Source organism: uncultured Clostridium sp. (genome assembly GCF_934754915.1).
Taxonomy (GTDB): domain Bacteria; phylum Bacillota; class Clostridia; order Clostridiales; family Clostridiaceae; genus Clostridium.
Genome location: NZ_CAKVKB010000003.1, coordinates 41296 through 66038 on the forward strand (window position 1 = coordinate 41296; position 24743 = coordinate 66038).

Annotated in this window: 23 protein-coding genes and 1 other annotated feature; of the genes, 15 read left to right on the top strand and 8 right to left on the bottom strand. The window is 27.7% G+C overall.

Going from position 1 to position 24743, the window contains the following annotated elements; translation table 11 throughout:
• Nucleotides 1-110 precede the first annotated feature (110 nt).
• Together pflA and Q0F58_RS01125 are read left to right on the top strand one after the other, a co-directional pair.
• On the top strand, nucleotides 111-821 hold the full coding sequence (pflA, locus tag Q0F58_RS01120; RefSeq protein WP_294371357.1) for a pyruvate formate-lyase-activating protein: 711 nt from the start codon (nucleotides 111-113) through the stop codon (nucleotides 819-821).
• A 168-nt stretch (nucleotides 822-989) separates the two neighbouring features.
• Nucleotides 990-1778: a GyrI-like domain-containing protein gene (locus Q0F58_RS01125; protein WP_294371360.1), complete on the top strand. Its 789-nt coding sequence runs from the start codon at nucleotides 990-992 to the stop codon at nucleotides 1776-1778.
• Between the two features lie 210 nt (nucleotides 1779-1988).
• Here Q0F58_RS01125 and Q0F58_RS01130 read toward each other — a convergent pair whose 3' ends face one another.
• Nucleotides 1989-2612, bottom strand: coding sequence for a 3'-5' exonuclease (locus tag Q0F58_RS01130; protein WP_294371363.1), 624 nt, complete (start codon nucleotides 2610-2612; stop codon nucleotides 1989-1991).
• 340 nt (nucleotides 2613-2952) lie between these two features.
• Between Q0F58_RS01130 and Q0F58_RS01135 the strand changes: the two genes are divergently transcribed.
• Nucleotides 2953-3906 carry an L-lactate dehydrogenase gene (locus tag Q0F58_RS01135; RefSeq protein WP_294371365.1) on the top strand — a complete coding sequence of 318 codons (954 nt, stop codon included), beginning with the start codon at nucleotides 2953-2955 and terminating at the stop codon, nucleotides 3904-3906.
• Nucleotides 3907-4205: 299 nt separating this feature from the next.
• The gene (gene asnA, locus Q0F58_RS01140) at nucleotides 4206-5213 is read left to right on the top strand and encodes an aspartate--ammonia ligase (RefSeq protein ID WP_294371436.1); all 1008 of its coding nucleotides are present in this window, start codon (nucleotides 4206-4208) and stop codon (nucleotides 5211-5213) included.
• A gap of 124 nt (nucleotides 5214-5337) precedes the next feature.
• On the opposite strand, the gene Q0F58_RS01145 is transcribed toward asnA, so the two are convergent.
• Entirely contained in the window at nucleotides 5338-6303 is a 966-nt protein-coding gene (locus Q0F58_RS01145) for a biotin--[acetyl-CoA-carboxylase] ligase (protein WP_294371367.1), read from the bottom strand.
• A 170-nt stretch (nucleotides 6304-6473) separates the two neighbouring features.
• Here Q0F58_RS01145 and Q0F58_RS01150 point away from each other — a divergent pair, with 170 nt between their 5' ends.
• From Q0F58_RS01150 to Q0F58_RS01180, 7 genes are all read left to right on the top strand, one after another.
• On the top strand, nucleotides 6474-7523 hold the full coding sequence (locus Q0F58_RS01150; RefSeq protein ID WP_294371370.1) for a phosphodiester glycosidase family protein: 1050 nt from the start codon (nucleotides 6474-6476) through the stop codon (nucleotides 7521-7523).
• A 22-nt stretch (nucleotides 7524-7545) separates the two neighbouring features.
• On the top strand, nucleotides 7546-8592 hold the full coding sequence (locus tag Q0F58_RS01155) for a dipeptidyl-peptidase IV (protein ID WP_294371373.1): 1047 nt from the start codon (nucleotides 7546-7548) through the stop codon (nucleotides 8590-8592).
• Nucleotides 8593-8836: 244 nt separating this feature from the next.
• Nucleotides 8837-9466: a site-2 protease family protein gene (locus Q0F58_RS01160; RefSeq protein ID WP_294371376.1), complete on the top strand. Its 630-nt coding sequence runs from the start codon at nucleotides 8837-8839 to the stop codon at nucleotides 9464-9466.
• A gap of 59 nt (nucleotides 9467-9525) precedes the next feature.
• Nucleotides 9526-9742 (top strand) — a binding site (T-box leader).
• A 122-nt stretch (nucleotides 9743-9864) separates the two neighbouring features.
• Entirely contained in the window at nucleotides 9865-11553 is a 1689-nt protein-coding gene (gene argS / locus Q0F58_RS01165; protein ID WP_294371378.1) for an arginine--tRNA ligase, read from the top strand.
• 195 nt (nucleotides 11554-11748) lie between these two features.
• Nucleotides 11749-12873 (top strand): AI-2E family transporter, encoded by a 1125-nt coding sequence (locus tag Q0F58_RS01170; RefSeq protein ID WP_294371381.1) that lies wholly within the window; start codon nucleotides 11749-11751, stop codon nucleotides 12871-12873.
• 142 nt (nucleotides 12874-13015) lie between these two features.
• Nucleotides 13016-13744 (top strand): HAD-IB family hydrolase, encoded by a 729-nt coding sequence (locus tag Q0F58_RS01175; RefSeq protein ID WP_294371384.1) that lies wholly within the window; start codon nucleotides 13016-13018, stop codon nucleotides 13742-13744.
• Between the two features lie 14 nt (nucleotides 13745-13758).
• The gene (locus Q0F58_RS01180) at nucleotides 13759-14526 is read left to right on the top strand and encodes a ribonuclease H-like domain-containing protein (RefSeq protein ID WP_294371385.1); all 768 of its coding nucleotides are present in this window, start codon (nucleotides 13759-13761) and stop codon (nucleotides 14524-14526) included.
• Between the two features lie 213 nt (nucleotides 14527-14739).
• Here the strand turns inward: Q0F58_RS01180 and gltX are convergent, their stop codons facing one another.
• Together gltX and Q0F58_RS01190 are read right to left on the bottom strand one after the other, a co-directional pair.
• The gene (gene gltX / locus Q0F58_RS01185; protein WP_294371386.1) at nucleotides 14740-16197 is read right to left on the bottom strand and encodes a glutamate--tRNA ligase; all 1458 of its coding nucleotides are present in this window, start codon (nucleotides 16195-16197) and stop codon (nucleotides 14740-14742) included.
• A 364-nt stretch (nucleotides 16198-16561) separates the two neighbouring features.
• On the bottom strand, nucleotides 16562-17440 hold the full coding sequence (locus Q0F58_RS01190; protein WP_294371387.1) for a ComEC/Rec2 family competence protein: 879 nt from the start codon (nucleotides 17438-17440) through the stop codon (nucleotides 16562-16564).
• A gap of 339 nt (nucleotides 17441-17779) precedes the next feature.
• On the opposite strand from Q0F58_RS01190, the gene Q0F58_RS01195 reads away from it, so the two are divergent.
• Nucleotides 17780-19537, top strand: a complete 1758-nt coding sequence (locus Q0F58_RS01195; RefSeq protein ID WP_294371390.1) for a phosphoenolpyruvate carboxykinase — start codon at nucleotides 17780-17782, stop codon at nucleotides 19535-19537.
• Nucleotides 19538-19566: 29 nt separating this feature from the next.
• Here Q0F58_RS01195 and Q0F58_RS01200 read toward each other — a convergent pair whose 3' ends face one another.
• The 3 genes from Q0F58_RS01200 to Q0F58_RS01210 form a co-directional block, all read right to left on the bottom strand.
• Nucleotides 19567-20319 carry a putative ABC transporter permease gene (locus Q0F58_RS01200; RefSeq protein WP_294371392.1) on the bottom strand — a complete coding sequence of 251 codons (753 nt, stop codon included), beginning with the start codon at nucleotides 20317-20319 and terminating at the stop codon, nucleotides 19567-19569.
• Between the two features lie 232 nt (nucleotides 20320-20551).
• The gene (locus Q0F58_RS01205) at nucleotides 20552-20743 is read right to left on the bottom strand and encodes a DUF378 domain-containing protein (protein WP_294371395.1); all 192 of its coding nucleotides are present in this window, start codon (nucleotides 20741-20743) and stop codon (nucleotides 20552-20554) included.
• Nucleotides 20744-20979: 236 nt separating this feature from the next.
• Complete coding sequence (locus tag Q0F58_RS01210; RefSeq protein ID WP_294371398.1) at nucleotides 20980-21447, bottom strand: Lrp/AsnC ligand binding domain-containing protein; 468 nt, start codon at nucleotides 21445-21447, stop codon at nucleotides 20980-20982.
• 233 nt (nucleotides 21448-21680) lie between these two features.
• Here Q0F58_RS01210 and Q0F58_RS01215 point away from each other — a divergent pair, with 233 nt between their 5' ends.
• Complete coding sequence (locus Q0F58_RS01215; protein ID WP_294371400.1) at nucleotides 21681-22010, top strand: hypothetical protein; 330 nt, start codon at nucleotides 21681-21683, stop codon at nucleotides 22008-22010.
• A 28-nt stretch (nucleotides 22011-22038) separates the two neighbouring features.
• Here the strand turns inward: Q0F58_RS01215 and Q0F58_RS01220 are convergent, their stop codons facing one another.
• Entirely contained in the window at nucleotides 22039-23046 is a 1008-nt protein-coding gene (locus Q0F58_RS01220; RefSeq protein WP_294371402.1) for a histidinol phosphatase, read from the bottom strand.
• A gap of 122 nt (nucleotides 23047-23168) precedes the next feature.
• Between Q0F58_RS01220 and Q0F58_RS01225 the strand changes: the two genes are divergently transcribed.
• Together Q0F58_RS01225 and Q0F58_RS01230 are read left to right on the top strand one after the other, a co-directional pair.
• Complete coding sequence (locus Q0F58_RS01225; RefSeq protein ID WP_294371412.1) at nucleotides 23169-23669, top strand: gamma carbonic anhydrase family protein; 501 nt, start codon at nucleotides 23169-23171, stop codon at nucleotides 23667-23669.
• 43 nt (nucleotides 23670-23712) lie between these two features.
• Entirely contained in the window at nucleotides 23713-24549 is an 837-nt protein-coding gene (locus tag Q0F58_RS01230; protein WP_294371413.1) for a S1 RNA-binding domain-containing protein, read from the top strand.
• The last annotated feature ends 194 nt before the right edge of the window (nucleotides 24550-24743 follow it).

Consider the following 24743-nt stretch of genomic DNA (forward strand, 5'->3'; position numbering starts at 1 on the left):
ACTAATAGCATATCTAACAAAACTCATAATTGTTAAGTGTTAAATAGGTAATGCATAGGATAGTTATAATAAATGCGAAAATCAAATGATAATGAAGGTGGAATACGATTATGGTTAAAGGAACAATTCATTCAGTTGAAAGTATGGGACTTGTAGATGGACCAGGAATAAGAGTGGTTATATTTTTTCAGGGATGTGCGTTAAGATGTAAATTCTGTCACAATCCTGATACATGGACTCAAAATGGAGGAGAAGAGTATACTCCAGAACAGCTTGTTGATAGAATAGAAAGATTTAAAAGTTATTTTGCAGCAAGTGGAGGGGGAGTAACTTTTTCAGGAGGAGATCCATTAAGACAACCTGAATTTTTATTAGAAACATTAAAGCTGTGTAAAGAAAAAGGGATAAATACATGCCTTGATACTTCAGGCTATGGATTTGGTGATTATGACGAAATATTAAAATATACAGATCTTGTTTTATATGATATAAAACATTATACAAGAGAAGGATATAAGAATATAACTTTGATGGAAATTGATGAAACATTAAAGTTTCTTGAGGCTATGAAAAGAAATAATACAGAAATATGGATAAGACAAGTGGTTGTGCCTGGATTTACAGACAGCAGAGAGTATTTAGAAGGGCTTAAGAAATATATAGATACAATACCTAATATAAAAAGAGTTGAACTACTTCCATATCATCTATTAGGAGTAAATAAATATGAGATAATGAAAATCAGATATCCATTAGAAGGTGTTGAAGCTATGGATAAAGAGCTGTGTAAAAAATATCAAGAAGAAATATTTGGATATTAATGAGTAGACTGCATAAATTAAATAAGAATTTATGCAGTTTTAATTTTTAACCCAAATAAGTCAAGAATATATTAAAAAAATGTTGACATTAACACAACGTTAAAGTTTATACTAAGATTAATCCTTAAGGAATATATTAACATTAAAGCATTGGAGGGATTGATGATTATGCTTACAATAGGAGAATTCTCGAAAATATGTAAAGTGACAACAAGGACACTACGCCATTATGATAACATAGATCTAATAAAACCAATAAAAATCAATGAAGAAAATAATTATAGATATTATGATATAAGCCAGATAAGGACTATGATTCTTATCTCTAAACTGAAAAAATATAATTTTTCTTTAGAAGAAATAAAGCAAGTTATTTTAGAAAATGATAGAAAATTTATAATTGATATGATGAATCTAAAGAAAGCAGAGATTCATAAAACAATACAGGATTTTGAAAGGTTAGAGAAAGATATGAATAATGACTTAATTAATTTAGAGAAAGGATTTGATATTATGTCATTTATGGATAAAATTGAAGTGAAAATAGTAAATGCAGAAGATATGAACATTATTTCAACCCGTCAGATTATGAGTACTGAAGAGTATGGAAAATATATAGGTAAACTTTTTGAAAGAGTAGCAAAGGAAAAACTTACAGTTATAGGTCCGCCAATGTCTATTTATTATGGAGAGGAGTTTAATCATGATGCAAATGATACTGAAATAGCAGTTCCTATAAAAGAAAGAATATCAAATTCAAAAATATTTAAAGGCAGAAAATGTGCAATGGCAGTTATAAAAGGTGAATATGATAAACTTTCAGAAGGATATGCAAAGATTATTGAATGGATATCAGAAAATAATTATGAAATATCTGGTGAATTTTATGAAAAATATATAAGTGGTCCGATTGATTCAGATGATATTATTACACAAATATACGTTCCTGTAAATTAAAAAAAATATATATAACAACATAATAAGTAAAGATTTTATCTTTCATTGTTAATTGAATTATACTTGTATAAAATATTATGATTGAATATCCTTAGAGTGTTTTATAAATTTTTAATTTGTAATTACTGTTTTATGAAAATAGAGCTGTTACATGAGAAAATAAGTCCAATTTCCATGTAACAGCTTAATTTGTATTTTAAATAAATTATTTTATAAATTTTCTTGTTTTTTTAAAAGATTTGAAAAATAACCTCTTGGAATGTATCCTTTTTTCAATCCTTCTATAACTGTAAGATATGTGGCTGCAGTATCAAATCTTGCATCATGATAGTTTCCGCTTCCTTCAAAAAGTTTTTCAGAAGTTTCTGCAATCTGTTTTTCAGATATATTGAGCCAATCAATGACTTCAGAAAGTTTAGGATTTTTTATTTCACCATTTGGTTTTGGAATTTTGCAGATATTTTTATAATATGCCATTGTACAGAATGTATTTTTGGGTTCAAATAATTCGCCCAAAGTAAGAAGCTCATGTTTTAAAAATCTTATATCAAAATTTACATTGTGTCCTATAATAAAGTCGGCTTCTTTAAAATCATTTATAAAGTCAAAAGCTAAGTCTTCAAAGTATTGACCTTCAGATAATTCATAAAGTTTCTCTAATGAAAAACCATGAACTTCCTGAGCAGATGGATCCATTTCATCAACTGTGAAGAAGAAATTTTTTCCGGTTGTTACCTGAGGTTTTACATTTGCATCTACAGTGATATAACTCAGCTGACATATACTTCCTGGTTTGATACTTGTTGTTTCAGTATCAAAAAATAATAATTTCATTACAGTTTTCCCTCCGTTTTGTATATATGTTGCAAGATTAAAATTACATTTTAAATTTATCTGATACATGTAAAATATAAAAGAAATCTTGAAAAGATTTCATATTTCATTGTCAATTATCATTGTTAATTGCAATATATATGAATAATATAATTATTAACTTGTTAAATTTAATTATATAGTATTTACGTCAAAATTCAAATGAGATATAATTAAGAAGAATAATTATTATTAAACAATAATAATTTAAATATAAAAAATTACCAAAAATATTATCTAATAATATTTTGTTTATAGGAAAAACTAATAGCATTAATAATCATATAAAGGAGGAAAATTTATGTTGGAAAGAAAGCGTAAGGTATCAATAATAGGAGCTGGATTTGTTGGAGCAACTACAGCGTATGCTTTAATGAACAGTGGAGTGGCAACAGAAATATGTATTTGTGATATTAATATGGACAAAGCAATGGGTGAAGTAATGGATTTAGTTCATGGTACATCATTTGTAAAACCAGTTAATATATATGCAGGAGATATAAGTGAAACCAAAGATTCAGATGTTATAATAATAACAGCGGGAGCAGCACAAAAAGAGGGTGAAACAAGACTTGATCTTATAGAAAAGAATTATAAAATATTTAAGGGATTTATTCCACAAATAGCAGCAGCAAGTCCAGATGCAATTTTATTGGTAGTATCAAATCCTTGCGATGTTTTAGCATATATAACTTATAAATTATCAGGATTTCCTAAAGAGAGGGTTATTGCTTCAGGAACAGTATTGGATACATCAAGATTAAAATATGTAATAGGCAAGTATTTGAATGTAAATAATAACAATGTTCATGCTTATGTATTAGGTGAACATGGTGATAGTGAAGTTGTAAGTTGGAGTACTGGAAGTATTGCAGGAGAGACATTTGAAAACTATACTAAAAAATTCAATCTTGAATGGGATGAAGAAATAAAAGATGTAATTGCAAAAGATGTAGTAAGTGCTGCTTATGAAATTATAAATAGAAAAGGTGCTACTTATTTTGCAATAGGTCTTGCAGCAACAAGAATAGTTGAAGCTATATTAAGAGATGAAAATACTATTTTAACAGTTTCGACTCTTATGGAAGGACAATATGGAATTGATGATGTGTATTTGGCAGTTCCAACGGTTCTTAATAGTACAGGAGCAGTAAGAATTGTAAATCCCGTTATAAGTGATGAAAGAGAACTGAAAAAATTACAGGACTCTGCAAGGGTATTAAAAGAAAATATTCAGAAAGTGATTAATGAATAATAATTTTTTTTAAAATAAGTAAATAATTTTACTTATAAATTGACAAAAAGAATAAATTTTTATAAAATTATTAATTAGAAAAGCTGACTATAGATCAAGATTGTAATAATCAGTCTTGGTCTATTTTTATATATTTTACTGCTTATTAAATCTACATATTAATTTAGTTTTGTATGCATGCAACAGAAAAAATGATATTAAATTAAAAATGTGGATGAAAGCATAATTTATATAGAGTATTATTACAATTTTGTAATTAAGCTTGTTTATAAAAATTAAGGGGGCAGAACAGTATGAATATTGATGGATTAATAATTCCAGAAGGTTATAAGAGTAAATATTCATTAATTGAAACTGAAATTCATATCAAGAAGATTAAAGATTTCTTTGAAAAGGCTTTGGCAGAAAATCTTAATTTAACAAGGGTTTCAGCACCATTATTTGTAGAACCAGATACAGGTATAAATGATAACTTAAATGGAGTGGAAAGACCTGTTAGTTTTGATTTGTTAGAATCTAAGAAGGAAGTGCAGATAGTGCATTCCTTAGCTAAATGGAAGAGATACAGTCTTCATAGATATGGATTTAAAGTTGGTGAAGGATTATACACTGACATGAATGCAATAAGAAGAGATGAAGAATTGGACAACCTTCATTCTATTTATGTAGATCAATGGGATTGGGAAAAAATCATTGAAAAGAAGGATAGAAATGTAGAAACTTTAAAAAATACAGTAAGAAAAATATATTCTACTTTTAAATCATTAGAATCATTTGCTTGCAGTGAACTTATTAATGAAAAGGAATTTCTTCCTGAAGAAATATCATTTATTACAACACAAGAACTTGAAGATAAATATCCAGATAAAACTCCTAAAGAGAGAGAAGATATTATTGCAAAAGAAAAAGGTGCAGTATTTATAATGCAGATTGGTGGAGCATTGAAGTCAGGCAAGAAACATGATGGACGTTCTCCAGACTATGATGACTGGACTTTAAATGGCGATATAATATTCTACTATCCACTTTTAGAAAGAGCGTTTGAAGTTTCTTCTATGGGAATAAGAGTAGATGAGGAAGCACTTGATAAGCAGCTTGCTATTGCAGGATGTGATGACAGAAGGGAACTTCCATTTCATAAAATGCTTTTGAATGGAGAACTTCCATATACAATTGGTGGCGGAATAGGACAGTCAAGAATATGTATGTATTTCTTAAGAAAAGCTCATATAGGGGAAGTTCAAGCTTCAATATGGGATGATAAGAATTTAAATATATGTAAAGAAAACGGAATAACACTTCTTTAAAAACTTATGGATAAAAATGGCAACTTACAAAAAATTATTTGTAAGTTGCTGTTTGTTAATTTTGATAATATATATTTCAGTTTAAAGGAAAGTTAAAACTTAAAAGATTGATTATTTTTAGTGATTAAAATTTAAAGCTTATTTCACCAGATAAGACAGTTTTTTCTTTTCCGTTTGCATCTTTGACTATAAGATTACCTTTATCGGAAAGTGATATGCATGTAACTAATTCTTCTTTATTATAAGTTATAAGTCTTGCTTGTTTACCCCATATGATTGAATTATTTCTACAAATTTCAATGGTTTCTTTCATGTCTAAATTATTTAAAAATTTATTGTACTGCTCTTCGAAATTATTTAAAAATCGTGCAAGAATTTCATTCCTATCAAAATCCTTTTTATATTCATTTTTTAAAGAAGTCGCACTTTTCTGCACTTCTTCATCTAAAGTATTTATATCGATATTTATATTCATACCGATTCCTATAATAAGAAAATTTATTGAATCCATATCACAGTTCATTTCACCTAGAATTCCACACAATTTTTTACCATTAAGATGGATATCATTTGGCCATTTTATCTTTGCATCAATATTCAGTTCTTTTAATGCTTTAAATATGGATGCAGCTGCTATCTGAGTTATTTTAGGAGCCTCGGAAGTAGGAATGTTAGGCCTTAGAACTAAAGTAAACCATATTCCTCCAGCAGGTGAATTCCAGGCTCTTTTAAATCTTCCGTTTCCGCTTATTTGTTCTTCAGCAACTATTATTGTTCCATCAGGACAATTGTCTTTGGCAGCTTCTTTTGCTCTTATGTTTGTTGAATCTGTAGAATCAAAATGAATTAGGTTTCTTCCGATTCTTTCTGTTTTTAGATTTATGTAAAGATCCTGTTTGTTTATTTTATCAGGAGAAGATATTAATTTATAACCTTTATTAGATATTCCCTCGATATTATATCCTTTATTTTTTAAATTCTTAATATGTTTCCATATAGCAGTTCTTGAAACATTCAATTTTGCACTTAAATTTTCTCCTGAAATATACTCAGATGAACTTTTAAGTATATCTAAAATTTTTTCTTCCATAAATAAGCACCTCCTTATGAAATTATATCATAATGTTAAAAAAAATACTCTATACATAAGATTGAAATGCTGATGTCATTGTAATTTAAAAATAAATAATATATAATAAGTTTTGGTATATTTTAAAACTCTAAGTGATAGAGTAGGCTTTTTAGAGAGGATATTATTTTATGAATAAAAATATAGGAAATAAAAAAGTAAAAAATAACAGGCCTAAACCCAAATCTAAAAAAGGGAAAAAGAAAGCAAAAAAGATTTCTTATAAGACTCTTATACTATTTTTCTTATTTGAATTCATTTTTACAGCTTGTACATTTCCGTTTTTGCTGTTATACGGGCCGTTTGAAAATGCAAAGAGTACATATGTAGGTGCTGCTATGACTTCTATGACTCACCAGTATCTTGCAACCTGGTTTTTATCTGATGAAAAGATAAATGAAATTTTAGGTAATAACTCTACAGAAGAAACAGATGAAACTACTAATACATCAGAAATAAACATACCAAAAGTAAAAGATGATACAATTGAATTCTATGAAATAGCTGATAATCCTAAATTTACAGGATACTATCTTATAGTAAAAGATCCAACAAGAGTTAAAGTGGGATATACTTCTAAATTGAATGAAGAAGGACAGACAACATCACAGATAGCTGAAAATTATGATGCAGTTGCAGCCATTAATGGTGGTGCATTTGTTGACCAGTCATCAACATCACAATGGACAGGAAATGGAGGAATTCCATCAGGAATAGTAATGACTGGCGGAGAAGTAATACATAATGATCTTGCAGAGGGTGATAAGACAGAACTTCTTGCAATTGATAAAAAGGGTGTAATGATGGTAGGAAAATATTCTGTGGCCGAATTGCAGGAAAAAGGAATACAAGAAGCATTAAGTTTTGGTCCTACATTAGTTGTTAATGGAAAAATGACTCCTATGAGTGGAGATGGAGGCTGGGGAATAGCTCCAAGAACTGCTATAGGACAGAGACAGGATGGTGCTATAATCATGCTTGTTATTGATGGAAGAGGCATAGGAAGTATTGGAGCAACTTTAAAAGAAACTCAGGAAATAATGTATCAATTAGGTGCTGTTAATGCAATGAATCTTGATGGTGGTAAATCTGCTACATTATACTATTATGGAGAAGTGAGAAATACACCTTCAAACAGTATGGGCGAAAGAGCAATACCAACAGCAATTATTGTTAAATAAACTTAAGGAGAGAGTACATATTATGAAGTTGTATAAGAAAATAATTGCCTGGGCAATATTATCAATAATATTGCAGATCAGTGGATTATTTGTTTTAGAAAATTTTGTGTTCAAACATTCATCGGAGTTTAAAGGAAATAAAATGGATGTAGAAAAGCAAAATACAAAAGATATTACTGCAACAATTCCTGGTTCGGCACAAGAGGTAAATGTATCATATAATGGAAAGTATCTTACTTATTGTGAAAATAACACTTTATACATAGAAGAAAGTAAGACAGGAACCAAAAACGAAGTAAAGACTGAAGACAATGGAGATATTTTATACCATAAATGGCTTTCAGACAGAGACAGACTTATAATTGCAGAGAAAGTCGTTAAAGATGGAAATCCAGTAATTCAGCTTATTACATATAGTCCTAAAGATTCATCTATAAATTATGTCACTGATATCTGTGATTATGCAGAAGATATGGAAGTGAAAAAAATAACAGAGTCTACATTTACAAGTGTTTATTATGTTGACATATATAAAGGCGGTCTTAAAAGCATTGTTTATAGAGTAGATATAAATAATGATAAGAGTAAAGTTTCACTTCAAGCCAGTGTATTAGGAAATATGCAGGTAATACCTCATGTTGACAGACTTGTTTATGAAGATGAGATAAATAATAAATTCTATGTTACAAGTCCTAATAAACAGTTGAATTTTAATTCTAACAAAAATCTTACTCTTTTAGGAATCGATAAAAATGATGTTATTTATATTGGTGAACTTAATGGAGAAAAAATAGCAAGTATAATATATGGCAAAATTGATGATGAAACATCATCATGGAAGACAGTAAGTCTTGAAGCGGTAGTTAATAGAAACGATATATATTTTAATAATGAAAGCCAGATTCTTATCAATGATAATCTTAAAGGAGCTGTAAAAAATCTTTCAACAGGAAATGAAGTGGAATATGAAGGAAAGCTTATTCAGATAAAAGAAGATTTTATAGCAACTACAGATAATAATGGAAAACTTGTATATACTTCATTAAAAACAGATAAAGATAAAAAATAATATTAATAAAAATTATTTTTGAGATAAATACATAGCTAATATGTATTTATCTATTTTTTATAATATATACTGCAATGTACAATTGGTAATTTATAATGAAGAATGAATTTGTAGTAAGTTTTTTGACATTTTTATATATAGTCAGATAAATTTTAATATTGTAATATATATAAATTAATATTTTTTAAATAAATATTATGTGATAACATAGAAGTACAATGTTTTTATATTCAAGGAGGAAATAATGAATTTTTTATTGAGTAAAATATTGATGATCCCAGCAATTCTTGTTGCTTTTACATTTCACGAATATGGTCATGCAGTAGTAGCAGATAAATTAGGAGATAATACAGCAAGATTTCAAGGAAGACTTACTTTAAATCCATTAAAGCATATAGATCCCTTTGGATTTTTATGTATATTGTTTTTAGGAATAGGATTTGCAAAACCTGTTCAAGCTAATTCATATGCTTTTAAAGATTACTATAAAGATGATTTGAAGGTGAGTCTGGCAGGGCCAGCTGCTAATCTTATAGTGGCAGTAGTAGGAGCTATAGTACTAGCGTTATATACTAGATTTTTATATGGATTTATTCCTGGAAAACTAGGATATATTTTTTATTATATGCTTTTATATATAGTAAATATAAATACTAGTCTTGGAATATTCAATCTTCTTCCTATACCAAGTTTTGATGGATTTAGTCTTGTAAGGGATATAAAACCGGGAAGATTTAGAGAGTTTGAAGATATGTGTTACAGGTATCAAGGATTGCTGATAATGGCTGCATTATTTTTTGGATGGAGAGTAATTTCACCTATAGCATCTATATTTATAAATTTTATAATGAAATTTGCATATTCAATAATATAAATATTTATTGACAATAATTTTTTCAATTTGTATAATTAATAAAGGTTAATTTTATTATGAAATATTCTATGAAGAGGATAGTACTTTAATTGATGCCTAAAGCGAGTCAGGACAGAGTGTAAGCCTGATAGGATAAATTGCAAGGAAACAGAACCTCAGAGAAATCGCCTGAAATGAGTAGGGATGGTCGCAGTTAAAGCTGCGTTAAAATTAGAGTGGCATATTATAATATATAATATGCAATTAGAGTGGTACCGCGAATAAATCGTCTCTTTTTGTTAAAGAGGCGGTTTTTTTAAATATAAAATATTATTGTTTAAATTTATATATTACGTATGTATAATTTTAAAATAATGATTGAAATTCAATGATTAAATTTATATAAAATGGAGGTAATTATGGATTACAAAATTAAAATTGCAGAATTAATAAAAAAACATGTAGATTTAGATGCAGAACCTATAGAAAAGCTTATAGAGATTCCGCCAAAACCAGAGATGGGTGATTATGCATTTCCATGTTTTCAATTAGCTAAAGTTATGAAAAAGGCTCCTAATATGATAGCACAAGAATTAAAGGAAGCTATGGACATAGATGGATTTGAAAAAATTGAAAATCTAGGACCATATCTTAATTTCTTTGTTGATAAAGGAACTTTTGCCGAAAAAACAATAACAAAAGTATTAGAAGAAGGAGATAATTATGGTGCTTCTAATGTTGGTGAAGGAAAAACAGTATGTGTAGAATATTCTTCACCTAATATAGCTAAGCCTTTCCATGTTGGACATTTATTTACTACAGCTATAGGAAATTCTTTATATAAGATGTTTAAAAAAGAAGGATATAATACAATAGGATTAAACCATTTAGGAGATTGGGGAACTCAATTTGGTAAGTTAATAAGTGCATATCACAGATGGGTTGATGAAGAAGCTTTAGAGAAGGCCCCAATAGATGAACTATTAAGAATATATGTTAAATTCCATGAAGAAGCTAAAAAAGATCCTAGTTTAGAAGATGAAGCAAGAGCAAACTTTAAGGCATTAGAAAATGGAGATCCAGAAGCTACAGCTCTTTGGACTAGATTTAGAGAATTAAGCTTAAAGGAATTTGAAAGAGTATATGATATTCTTGGTGTTAAATTTGATTCATTAAATGGTGAAGCATTCTATAATGATAAAATGGATGCTGTTGTTGATGAATTAAGAGAAAAAGGACTTCTTGTTGAAAGTAATGGAGCACAAGTTGTTATGCTTGAAGATTATAATATGCCACCATGTATAGTATTAAAAGCAGATGGTGCATCAATATATGCTACAAGAGATTTAGCAGCAGCTATGTATAGAAAGAAAACTTATGATTTCTATAAATGTGTATATGTTGTTGGAACTCCACAGGCACTTCACTTTAAACAAGTGTTTAAGGTATTGGAACTTGCTGGTCATGAATGGGCTAAGGATTGTGTTCATGTAGGATTCGGATTAGTAAAATTTGCAGATAGAAAGTTGTCAACAAGAGATGGCTCAATTGTACTTCTAGATGATTTATTAAGAGAAGCAGTTGAAAAGACTATGGAAGCAATTAAAGATAAGGAAGAAATTAAAGATAAAGAAGAAGTGGCAAAGAAGATAGGTGTAGGTGCAGTTATCTTTACATATCTTAAGAATTCAAGAGAGAAGGATATTGTATTTGATTGGAAAGAAATTCTTTCATTTGAGGGAGAAACAGGTCCATATGTACAATATGCTTATGCAAGAGGAAACAGTATATTGAAAAGAGCTGGTCAATGCAATGGAACTGTTGATTATAGCAAATTATCATCAAAGGAAGAATTTGAATTAGTTAAGGCATTAGGAAACTTCAATAATGTGATAACTTTAGCGTTAGATAAACTTGAACCATCAATTTTAACAAGATATGTAATTGAAGTTGCCAAAGGATTTAATAAATTCTATAATGCACATTCAGTATTAAATTTAGAAGATGAAGATTTAAAAGCAACAAGATTGAATCTTGTTAAAGCTTCATTACAGGTTATAAAGAATGGTCTTGAATTATTAGGAATTAGTGTAGTAGAAAAGATGTAAAAATAGACTATTATATTTATGATGTACATGATTCATATATAAAGATGAATTATGTACATTTAATTTTTTATAGTGATAAAATATGTAAAATGATACGATGCCATTATTGAATTGTTATGACAATAATTTAATATTTTTAATATTGAATTATGATATAATTTAAATAAAATATTAGAAAGGAAAGGAGATGCTGAAATGTTTTTGAACAGAAATATAAAATACAGAGATATTTTAATATTTGCATTGATAGGAATAATAGGCTATAAAATTATTGATAATTATAAGTATTTCTTCAAAATAATCAATCAAGGATTGTCTATTTTAAGTCCTTTTATATATGCTCTTATATGTGCATATATATTAAATCCAGTAGTGAAATTATGTCAAAGGAAATTGAAAATAAAAAGGGGAATGGCTATTGCACTTACCTATATTGTTTTAATAGGTATAGTTTTTGTTGCATTGTTTTTTACAATTCCAAGCGTTGTTGACAGCATATTAAATATAACAAGTGAAATACCAAGTTATATGGAAAAAGTCCAAGGATGGATAAATATAGGGCTTTCTAATGAGAGAATAAATGAACTTATAGCACAATCTGGACTTTTAGAAAATATTCAAAATATAACAAATCAAATAGGGAATGTTTCCATGTCAATACTTCAGAGTCTTGCAGTATATTTAATATCAATGACGTCAAATCTTGTTAATGTAGTTTTGGGATTTCTAATTTCAATATATGTTTTGTTGGAAAAAGATAATATTGTAAGAGTGGCAAAAACAATAGCTTTCATGATTTTGAAAGAAAATAATGGAAGACATTTGCTTACTTTTTTGAGAACATACAACAAAATGATAGGTGTTTATGTAGGAATAAAGGCAATAGATTCAATGATAATTGGAACTATTGCATTAATAGGACTTATTATATTGCAGGTGCCTTATGCTCCATTATTGGCTCTGATTGTAGGAATAACTAATATGATACCTTATTTTGGACCGCTGGTAGGAATAATTATATCAGCTGTAGTTACGGTGTTTTCATCATTTATTCAAGCAGTGATTGTTGCGATTATGTTATTTGCACTTCAGCAATTTGATGCCTGGTATCTTGAACCAAAACTTATAGGTAAAAAAGTAGGAGTAAGTCCTCTTGCAATAATATTTGGAGTTACATTAGGAGGAGGAATACTAGGACCTGTAGGAATGATATTGGGTTCTCCAACAATGGCGACAGCAAGAATTTATTATAATAAGATAGTGGATAAGTTTAAAGAATCAAATAAAGATTTGGTGAAGAGGGAGAAACTGGATGACTAATTTAAATAATCAGTGGTATCATTGATAACACTTCTAAAATATAATATATTAGCAGTATTGAAAAAAATCATATAACTTTTCCATATCCCTAAAATAAAGTATAATGGTTTATAAGACAAAAGACTTAAGAGGATGTGAGGTAATGTCAAATATAGGAGCATTTTTTGATTTGGATGGGACATTATATCGAGAAGGACTTATAACAGAAGTGTTTAAGAAGATGGTCAAATATGAGATAATCGGACAAGAAAGATGGTACAATGATGTAAGACCAGATTATATGAAATGGGATAAAAGACAGGGCGATTATGATGATTACCTTTTAAAGATGATAGGTATCTATATGGAAGCTATAAAGGGACTAGAAAAATACAGGATAGAATATATAGCTAAGAAAATTGTTGAACAGAAAGGTGACAGGGTATATACCTTTACAAGGGATAGAATAAAGTGGCATAAGGAAAAAGGGCATACTCTTATAATAATATCTGGATCGCCTTCAGAACTGGTAAAAGAAATGGCAGAAAAATATGGATTTACAGATTATATTGGTGCTCAATATGTAATTGATGAAAAAAATCAATATACAGGAGAAGTGGTTCCTATGTGGGATAGCAAAAGTAAAGAAAAAGCTATTGGTAATTTTGTAGAGAAATATGATATAGATTTGAATCAAAGTTATGCTTATGGGGATACGGCAGGAGATTATACCATGTTTAAAAATGTAAAATATCCATATTGCATGAATCCGACCAAAGAACTTCTGCAGAAAGTAATAAAAGATAGAAATCTCATTGAAAAAGTTAATGTTGTAGTTGAAAGAAAAGATGTAATATACAATTTAGACATTGAAGATATACAATTTGTATAGGAAAGAGTGGTACTGTGATTATTCGTGAAAATAAAGTGAAGGCAGATGAATATAGTAATGAAGTTATGATGAAATGTGATGGTATGGAATATGCGCCAGAAGAACTGATATTTTTTGATTTGGAACACTATGTTTATAAAAAGCCCAAATGTATTGGTGTTTTTGGAGCATGTGAATATAATCCAAGAATAAAGTCAATACTGGTTACTCAGTATATGATAGAAGATAAAGATGAAGCAATAGATATATTATATCTTGCAAGAGATTATTTTATGAAAATGAAAAATAAAGGTAAAAAGGCTATTGTTACTTTTTCGGGAAATAATGACTTTACAGTTATAAATTATCTTTTTGAAAAGAACTCTATAGATTATGATTTTGACAAGTATTTTGATTCAATAGATATTCAGAAAGAATATGAAAAGGAAATGACTGGATCTATAGGTTTGAAAAATCTTGAAAAGATATTTGATATAGTAAGGGAAGGGGAAGTAATAAGTGGTTCGAATCTTGCAAAAACTTTTCATAAAGTTATGAAAGATAAGAGTTATTTTAAAAGAATGCCAGAAGAAAAAATAGAAAAAATTCTTCTATATAATGAACAGGATGTTGTGAACCTGTATTATATATATGTGAATTGGAAGAAATATATGAAAAATCATAAGGAATATGAAGAAGATAGTAAAGAATTGAATGAAAAAGATATAGATGATGATTGTATAGAAGAAATAGACAAAGATGAAAAGGGTTTGTTTTCATCTCATACAAATGAAGATATGTAAAAATAATAAACAAACACTGACTTTCTAGAAGTAATACAGTACATTGCTTTTAAAAAGGGGTCTCTTAAATATTTAAGGGGTCCCTTTTTATATATAAAAAATCAACTTTGCAGACTATGTATTTCTGCTGTTTTAAAAAGTTATCCACAAAGTTTTCATGAATATAATTTTCTGTAGAAAAATAAAAGCACGGCAAAAACCGTGCTTTTTAAATTATGCTTTTAAAAGTTCAATACCTTTATGCATTCTCTTTAAGGATTCTTCTCTTCCAATTAATACAGCAATTTCAAAGGCTCCACCAGGAGTGAATGATTTACCTGAAAGTGCTGTTCTTATAGGCCATAACATCTGACCATTTTTAATTTCCAATGATTTGATTAATTCAAATACTTTTTCATGAAGAGTATCCATTGTCCAATGTTCTTCATCAATAGATTCAAGTACAGGTAATACTTTTTCTAAATTTTCTAATGAAGTTTCAAGTGTGCTTTTCATTTTTTTATGAACATAAAGATCAGTTGAATATTCTGGTAATTCTTCTAAGAAATCTATTTGTTCAGGAATATCATTTAATAATTCACATCTTGTATGTAATAATTCAGATATAAATTTAAAATCAAAATCTTTGTGTAATACTTTTTTGTATTGTTCCATAGCTAGTTCATGGAATTCTTCTAAAGATAATTTTCTGATATATTCACCGTTCATCCATTTTAATTTTGCATTATCGAATATTGCAGGTGATTTACTTATATCTTTATAATCAAATTTTTCTATTAATTCATCAAGAGAGAAGATTTCTTCGTTTGATCCATCATTCCATCCAAGTAAAGCTATATAGTTTAGTACAGCTTCTTTTAAATAACCTTTATCTAAAAGATCTCCAAATGATGCATCACCATTTCTTTTAGATAGTTTATTGTGTTGGTCTTTCATTATTGGTGGACAGTGTACATAAACGGGTACATCCCATCCGAAAGCTTCATATAATCTGTTATATTTAGGAGAAGATGATAAATATTCATTTCCTCTTACAACATGAGTTATACCCATTAAATGGTCATCTACAACATTTGCAAAATTGTAAGTTGGAAGTCCGTCAGATTTTATTAATATCATGTCTTCAAGTTCAGAGTTATCTACTGAGATTTTTCCATAGATTACATCAGTAAATGTTGTTGTACCAGTTGTAGGGTTATTTTGTCTTATAACATAAGGGATTCCTTTTGCTAAGTTTTCTTCAATTTCTTCCTTTGAAAGATGTGCACAATGTTTATCATATTTAAAAGGTCTCTTTAATGCTTCAGCATTTTCTTTTAACATATCCAATCTGTCTTTTGAACAGAAACAGTAGTAAGCTTCACCTTTTTCTACTAATTTTTTTGCATATTCAAGATAGATGTCTTTTCTTTCACTTTGTACATATGGACCTACAGGACCACCTATATCAGGACCTTCATCATGTTGTAAACCAGTTAATTTTAGTGTGTTATATATAATGTCAACAGCACCTTCAACTAATCTTTCCTGGTCTGTATCTTCAATTCTTAATATAAAGTCTCCGCCTTCATGTTTAGCAATAAGATAAGCATAAAGAGCAGTTCTTAAATTACCAACGTGCATATATCCAGTTGGACTAGGTGCAAATCTTGTTCTGATTTTATTTGCCATTTTTTTCACTCCTATAAATTTATTTTATTAAAGTAAATAATTATTTATAACAGAAGCATTTAAAATTAATACATTATGTAAAAATTATTTATATATATATTGCAATTGACAATGTACAATGGACGATTGACAATGAAAGATGAAACCTTTGCAAGATTTCTTTAATTATTGTGTAGTTTTATTATTGAATATACATAAAGAATAAAATATTTATTTATATATTAATTCTGCTCATGTGTTCATTAACAATACTTCTATGATAGCTCAATGAATATTTGATGTCAATATTTCTTATATATCAATGTAAGAAATATTATTAAAAAAGTAGAAGTGTGAAAAATATGAATAAAAATGGTTCTAAAATTTAAGAATATTTTATTTTTAGTTCATTTCCATCAGAGATAAAAGTAATGTTATTTTTTTTATCAGTTCTTAAAGTATATATATTTCTTTTATTTAATTTTTCAATAATATCCTTAGAAGGGTGACCATACATATTGTTTTTGCCTACGCTTATAATTGTATATTTAGGAGAAACAGCGGTTAGAAATGAATCAGAAGTAGAAGTTGATGAACCATGATGACCAGCCTTTAAAACGTCTGCATTGATATTGTCATTTAAACTTATTATGCTGCTTTCAATTTCTTTTTCGGCATCTCCAGTAAATAGAAAAGAAGTCTTTCCAAAAGAAATTTTCATTATAGGAGAATAGTTGTTTTCATTGTCGTAAGTATCGTTTAGTGGAGAAAAAACATCAATGTAGACACCTTTACCTAAATCAATACTATTACATCCTCGCTTTATTGTATTAATTTTTAAATTTTTGCTTTTTAATGAATCAATCATTTGTTCAAATAATTTTGTATTTGAGTATACTTTTGGGGCATAAAATGAATTCACTTTATATGTATGTAATATGGTACTCATATTACCTATATGATCATCATGAGGATGTGTGGCTATAACGTAGTCTAATGATGAAATGTTTAAGGAATTTAAAAATTTAATTAATTTCTTTTTATGAGTTTTAGGACCACTGTCTATAAGCATATTTTTATTATTTACTTGAATAAGTATAGAATCACCCTGTCCAACATTAATATAATGTACATACATTATATTATCAGCTGATTTTGAAGTTAGGGGTTTTCTTTCCAAAAATGAAATTATTGAGAATAGAAATAGAAATATAAAAAGAAAGATAAAATATTTTAGTTTTCTTTGTTTGATTCCAAAAATCATATATGTCCTTTCTAAAATTAAAATTTATATATAATATCTATAATTATTTCAACAAATCAAAATTGTATACATCATAATAGAAATACGAACAAACAATATGAAAAAACTCTTAATATTCATAAAAATTTTGATTTTAGATATATAGATATGAGAGCATGAATACAGAATTATTAGAAAACATTTGTGATTTTAATAATAAAAATATTTTAAGATATTTTTAAAAATGCAAATAACTAAGATTGTAAATTGCAAAAAATATGATATAATGATATAGATATGTGGAAAAATGATTTAAAATGAAATATTTAAAAATAAAAAAATTCATTTAAGGGGGAAGCTATGAAGAAGGAATTTTCAATAAGCAATGATAAAGTAATGATAAATTTTACAGCCAAATATTGTAATACGTTTGAATCAGTATTAGAAAGCAATGGATTTAGACGAATTTTAGAAATTTATCTTAATAGAGCCAAAAAGAAAAATTCAATATCTTATAGATATTTAAGTAAGGCAATGGAAACAGATAATATTATAGATATAAGAAAAAATTTGACTTATACAATAAGATATCTGACAATAATGGAAGCTGATGAGGCAGTTGGTATTAGTGAATTATATAAGAACATACTTAGTGATAAAGATAAATTTATAAGTGTGGTGGAAGATATATATTTGTTCTGGAGAAAGCTTGAGCGATATACAATAGTCCATAGATATAAAGTTCAAGAGGGACTTGCAGCTGTAAGCTTTACTGAAGCTAATGCAAATTTTTCAGCTCTTATTTTAGATTTGTATAGAAAAATTGAAATGCATGTAGTTGGATATCAGCCAAAAGTATATAGGCAAATACCAGCAGGTGGAAATGCAGGTATAATGATTCAAGAGTTGGAGTGGGCTACACCAGAAGGATATGAGGCATTAGAAGAAATACCTTTTATTGATCATATACTTCTTGAGACACCATTTATAACTTATCCAAAAAGAAATACAAGAGATGGAATGTTTTCTGAAATAGACTATAATCCTTTAAAATACGCTGATATAAACAAAGAACACTGGTTTTGCTATCCAGCAAAAATTGGAGGAATGATTATATTCATATATTTTCATAGAGATTTTATGGAACATGGAATAACTTTATGTAATCTATTTGAAATGGCAAGAAGTGAAGAAACAAGGGGAAGAAAACCAGAAATGATTTTTGTATTTGGAGCGAAAGATGATGATGGTGAAGAACTTAAGACTGTATTCTATGAAGATGACAAAAATGATATAATGCTTGGTTATATTAATCATTCTGAAAAGATTGATTACTTTGGATATATGAAAAAGATGACTTTGACTCTCTATAATCTTCTTATGATAAAGAGAGGATGCCTTCCAATACATGGATCAATGGTAAATATATTACTTAAGAGTGGCGATGAAGCAAATGTGGTAATAATGGGAGACAGTGGAGCAGGTAAGTCTGAAAGTCTTGAAGCATTTAGAAGCTTAAGTGAAGATTATATTTCAGACATGACAATAATATTTGATGATATGGGAACATTTAAATTAGAAGATGGAGACATTATTGGATATGGTACCGAAATAGGTGCTTTTGTAAGACTAGATGATTTAGATCAAGGATATGCTTTTAAAGAAATGGATAGAAGCATATTTATGAATCCTGATAAGGTAAATGCAAGACTTGTTATACCTGTTGCATCTTACAAAGAAATAACTAAAGGACATAAAGTAGATTTCTTCTTTTATGCAAATAACTATGAAGGACCTGGAGAGGAAGGAAAATACCTTAATTATTTTAATAGTCCAGAAGAAGCTAAAAAAGTATTTAAAGCAGGAGCAAGAATGGCGAAAGGAACAACAACTGAAAAAGGTCTTGTTGAATCTTATTTTGCAAATCCGTTTGGACCAGCACAAAAACAAGAAGCTACAAATATACTTATAGACAAGTATTTTGAAGCTATGTTTGATGGAAATAAAGTTAAAGTAGGACAGATAAAGACATGTTTAGGCGTGGAAGGTCAAGAAAAAGATGGGCCAAAGAATGCAGCAATAGAATTATTTGATGAAATTAAAAAGAATACTAAATAAATAAAAAATACTAAGGGGGAAATGCCCTCTTAGTATTTTTTTATTTTATTTTTTATATTTTGGATAAATAAATTAAAGTGTTCAAATGATTTATTATTAAAATTACGGATGAATTTTCTATTATTTAATCTAAATCTATGGAATTTGATTTCAATATTTTTAAATCTATAAGTAGATTCTTTGTAGAGGCTTAAAATTGGATTTGCTTTATCAAAAGAAAAATTAATTGAAGCAAATGCAAATGGTAATGAAAATTTACTTGAATCTAAAAGTGAAAGTACAGTTAAAATAAAATCTGTAAAGAAGTAAAACAAAATAAAATAAAAACCTAGAATAGTAAAGAACTCTGGAATATTGCATATTACATTTATAATAACTGGATTAATTATTTTTATTATTAAAACTTCACCACTAGCCCATAATAATGAATAAGGAAGACAAACACGTCCGTGTATGTTAAAAGGATCATCTGTGTAGTCCCACCACTTTGTTTTAAAGATTTTTTCAAGTAAAAATCCAGTAACATATTCTAAAAATGATGTTATAAAAAATGCACTTAGAAATAAGAGTAAAAAATTATTTTTATATGGTTCTAATAAAAGAATAAGTGTAACGATGCAGAAACCATAAATAGGGCAAAATGGTCCTTTTAAAAATCCTCTATTAACAAATTTTTTTTCATTTTTAAAATAATAAGCGACTTCAAGACACCATCCGCCAAAAGAATAAAATGTAAATAAGTACACTATATTATAAATATTGTTATTTAATAAATTAATCAAAGTAATTTAAGCCTCCTTATAAATAGCATTTGATTGAATTTATTATATTATATACCAGAATAAACTTTTAAAAAATTAATATTTTCTTAAAGGTTATTGAAATTTTTTTAAAAATAAATTCTGTACATATTTTGCACAGAATTTATTTTAGGTATTTATTATTTATATTAAAGGATATTATTTGTTGTAAAAAAGTATGTGTTTTCAAATTATATCCATGTATAAAAATATATTATTGCTTTTTCATAAAGAATGAAATTGCATATATTCCAGCCAATCCTACAAGTCCATAAATTATTCTGCTTATAATGGAAGCTGTACCGAAAAGTGAATCTACTAGATTATATTGAAAAAATCCAATTAATCCCCAATTTATAGCTCCAATAATAATTAAAATAAGTGCAGTAATATCAAGATATTTCATTTTAACACACTCCTATTATAAATTATTGATTTATACAAAATTATTATCTGCTATTAGTTTAAATTTATGCATAAAATAAAAAGGAGAATTACATTGTTATATTAAAAATATTAAGAATTTACAGACTTATTTATAAAATTATTTTTAGATATATACGTTCCAATAATAGAACTGTTTAACAATTAAAGAAATCTCTGCTAAGGTTTTAACATTGTTAATTGGAATATATATTTTTTTTATAATGTTATATTTCGATCTATAGGTTGAGATAGAGAAACGAAAGTATCAGTTCTTGAAATACCATCTATATTGTTGATTTTATTTAACAAAACATCCTGAAGGTCAGATATATTTTTGCAGACTATTTTTGCAAACATTGAATAATCACCTGTAGTTAAATGAAGTTCAACAACTTCTTTTATAGTAGACATCTGATCAAATACTGAGTTAAATGATGATGTTTTATCTACATATATTCCTACAAAACAGCATACGTCATAGCCAAGTTTAGGAAGATTTAAAACAATTCTTGAACCTTTGATAATGCCCATGTCTTCCATTTTTTTCATTCTAACATGTATTGTACCGCCACTGACATGACATATTCTTGCTATTTCTAAATATGGGGTTCTGCAGTCTTTTATTAAAAGTTCTAAAATCTGTAAATCTAATTCATCTAAATGACCATTTGGGATAAAAGCCATTATATCACCTCTTATTAACTAGTCTATTTTTTTTTATTCTATCAAAAAATAAATAAAATTTAAAGAAAAAAATAAAAAAATGTAAAAAAAGTTTTAAAATTTTAATATTTTATTAAAAAATATTATTTCAACCAGATTTATAATAAAAGCAAAAAGCTATTGTATACCTCTTGATAATATTGAGAATTTAACTTAATATTATTAATATAGACTTTATAAGGAGGAATTCATAAATGAATATCATTTCTAAAATATTATTCTATGTTGTAATGCTGATAGTTATTTTAGCTCTTTATGCAGCTTGCAGACTATATATATTCACTAAAGTAAGAATAAACAAATGGATACCTTTAGGAGTAGCTGTAATCATATTCTGCTGTCAGTTATTTATAAAGAATATTAATGGCTATTTAAATGGAGCAATGACAATAGCTACAGTATTGTTTTTATTATGGTTTATGGAGATACAGCAGACAGGTGGTCCCAAGAAAAAAGAAAAGCCTATAGTAATAAAACCTAAAGCAAAACCAAACAGAGTAAAAAAGATAAATAAAGATAAATAATAAAAAGCCGGCATTTTATGCCGACTTTTTATTGTCTGAAAATAGGAGAACTTATTGCTATTTTTGAATTTTCAAGTATTATTTTTATTACATACCAAAGTTCATTAATATTAGGTTCATGTTTGTACATATATTTAACTCTATTTAGGTTTAGGTTATTTATTTTTTTTATTATTATACCATTTGTTGATATTATCTGTATTTCTGAAATTTTGTAATTTGGATCTTTTGCAAAAATCATAAAATTAAGCTCATTAACACTATTGCTTATACAACTTCCCATAAAAGAATCATTTAAAGTGAAGTACATATATAGACTTCTTGATTCAGTAGAATATGTATGTCTTTTTCTAAAAGCTTGAATTAGTGAACTCATATTTAATTCATTTGCAATTATGCAGGTTAAGTTTTCAGAATCTCCAAAATTTAATCTATGATTATCTTGTCCATTTATTGCTCCAAGCTTCCAGCCTTTATCAAGAAGTTTATAATATTGTTTTTCATAACGCTGATATTTATTAGGTGCTGAACCATTACCAACTTCTATGGATGTAATTAATTTATTAAGGATTGGATTATATTCAAGATTTTCTATTGAATTGTGCGGATGATTTATTGATATAAATGCATCTGGATTATTGAACATCCATAAGATTAAAAGTTGAATATTGTTTACAGTGCCAGTAAAAAATATATTAGGATTTGAAATGTTGATATCTCCTAAAATTTTTGTTTTGCTTTCAAAACCAATAAGAGATAGAAAATTTTCATGTTTTTTATTATATTTTGATGAAAGATATTTTGAAGCTTCCCATTTAGTAAATTCGTTACCTCTTACTCTTACAGATTTTGTTAGATGATTGTTATGATCTGTAAGTATGAGAAAATCAAGTCCATTGTGTCTAGCGTAATCAAAAGCTTCTATAGGAGTTCCCATGCCAGTTGAAAATGCAGAGTGGGCATGCGGTATTCCAAAATAGAATTTTAGATTTTTTGTATCAAGAGTTTCTGATGTTGAAATCTTTTTTCGTCCCATAAAAAGCTCCTTAAAATTATTTTATAATATATATTATTAATGACACATCTAAAATAATGACAATAACGAAATCTAATGATAAAATAACTTTAACAGAATGTATACTTTTAGAGGTGATACAAATGATTAAAAAATATATGGGAAAAAAACCAATAATAAGTGAAAAGGCATATGTTTCAGAAACATCTGTAATTATGGGTGATGTTGTATTAAAAGAAAATTCAAATGTATGGTTTGGAGCTGTTCTTAGAGGAGATATGGCTGAGATAATTATTGGTGAAAATACAAATATTCAGGAAAATACAGTAGTTCATGTTGATAAAAATCATAAAGTTACAATTGGAAACAATTGTACTGTTGGACATAATGCAACAATTCATGGATGCTCTATTGGGGATAATACATTAATAGGAATGGGTGCTATAATATTAAATGGAGCAAAAATAGGAAATAATTCTATAGTGGCTGCTGGAGCACTTATAACTCAGAACAAGGAATTTGATGATGGGGTTTTAATTCTTGGAAATCCAGCAAAGGCTGTCAGAAAACTTACAGAAGAGGAAATTGAAAAAAATAGGCAGGCAAGTTTGAATTATATTAAGCTTAGCAGAGAAATTGAATAAAGAAGAAAATATCAGTTTTTAAAATGATGTATGGAGGAATAAAATGATAGTATTAGGACAATATTGTAATTTAACAGTAAGCAAAAAAGTCGATTTCGGTTATTATCTTAAAGATAAATTTGGTGATGAAGTGCTTCTTCCTAATAGCGCATGTAAGGGTACTGTTATAAATGAGGGAGATAAAATAGAAGTATTTGTATATAGAGATTCAAAAGATAGAATGATTTCTACACTGAAAAAACCATATCTTACAACTGGAGAGGTTGCATATTTGAAAATAGTATCGCAAAGTAATATAGGTGCTTTTGCTGATATTGGACTAGAAAGAGATTTATTTATACCATTGAAAGAACAGGCTTTTAAACTTAAGACTGGAGAAAAATATCTTATATATATGTATATAGATAAAACTGATAGGTTAGCAGGAACAACAAAGGTTGATTTATATCTTGATATGGCTGAAGAAGGAATGTATAAGGTATCAGATGAGGTCTCAGCTATCATATACAATACTAACGAAAATGGAACTTTAAATGTAGCGATTGATGGAAAATATAAAGGACTTATACTTGCAAATGAACATTTTGATTATTTATATCCAGGACAGGAAATAAAAGCAAGAGTAAAAAGAGTATATGAAGATGGAATGATTGGAATAACAACAAGGAAGAAAAGATTTGATGCAAGAGAAGAACTTGAGCAGAAAATACTTTTATTGCTAAAAGAAAATGGCGGTTTTATGCCATATAATGACAAGACATCTCCAGAAGATATAAAAAGAGAATTTAATACGAGCAAAAACTATTTTAAAATGACTCTTGGAGGTATGATGAAAAAGAAATTAATAACTCAAGATAGAGAAGGAACAAGATTACTTTGATAAATATAGTTATTTAAAATTTCAATAATGTATAAATAAGAGCTGCTGAAAATGTAAGCTCTTATTTTGATATTTGGGAAAATAAAAAAATAATCCACATCAATGAAATAAGGGGAAAGTATTTTATCAAAACATTTGTCAATGGAATTGTTTTTGTGTGTGAAAATAATGGAAAATTAATATAAAAATATTGA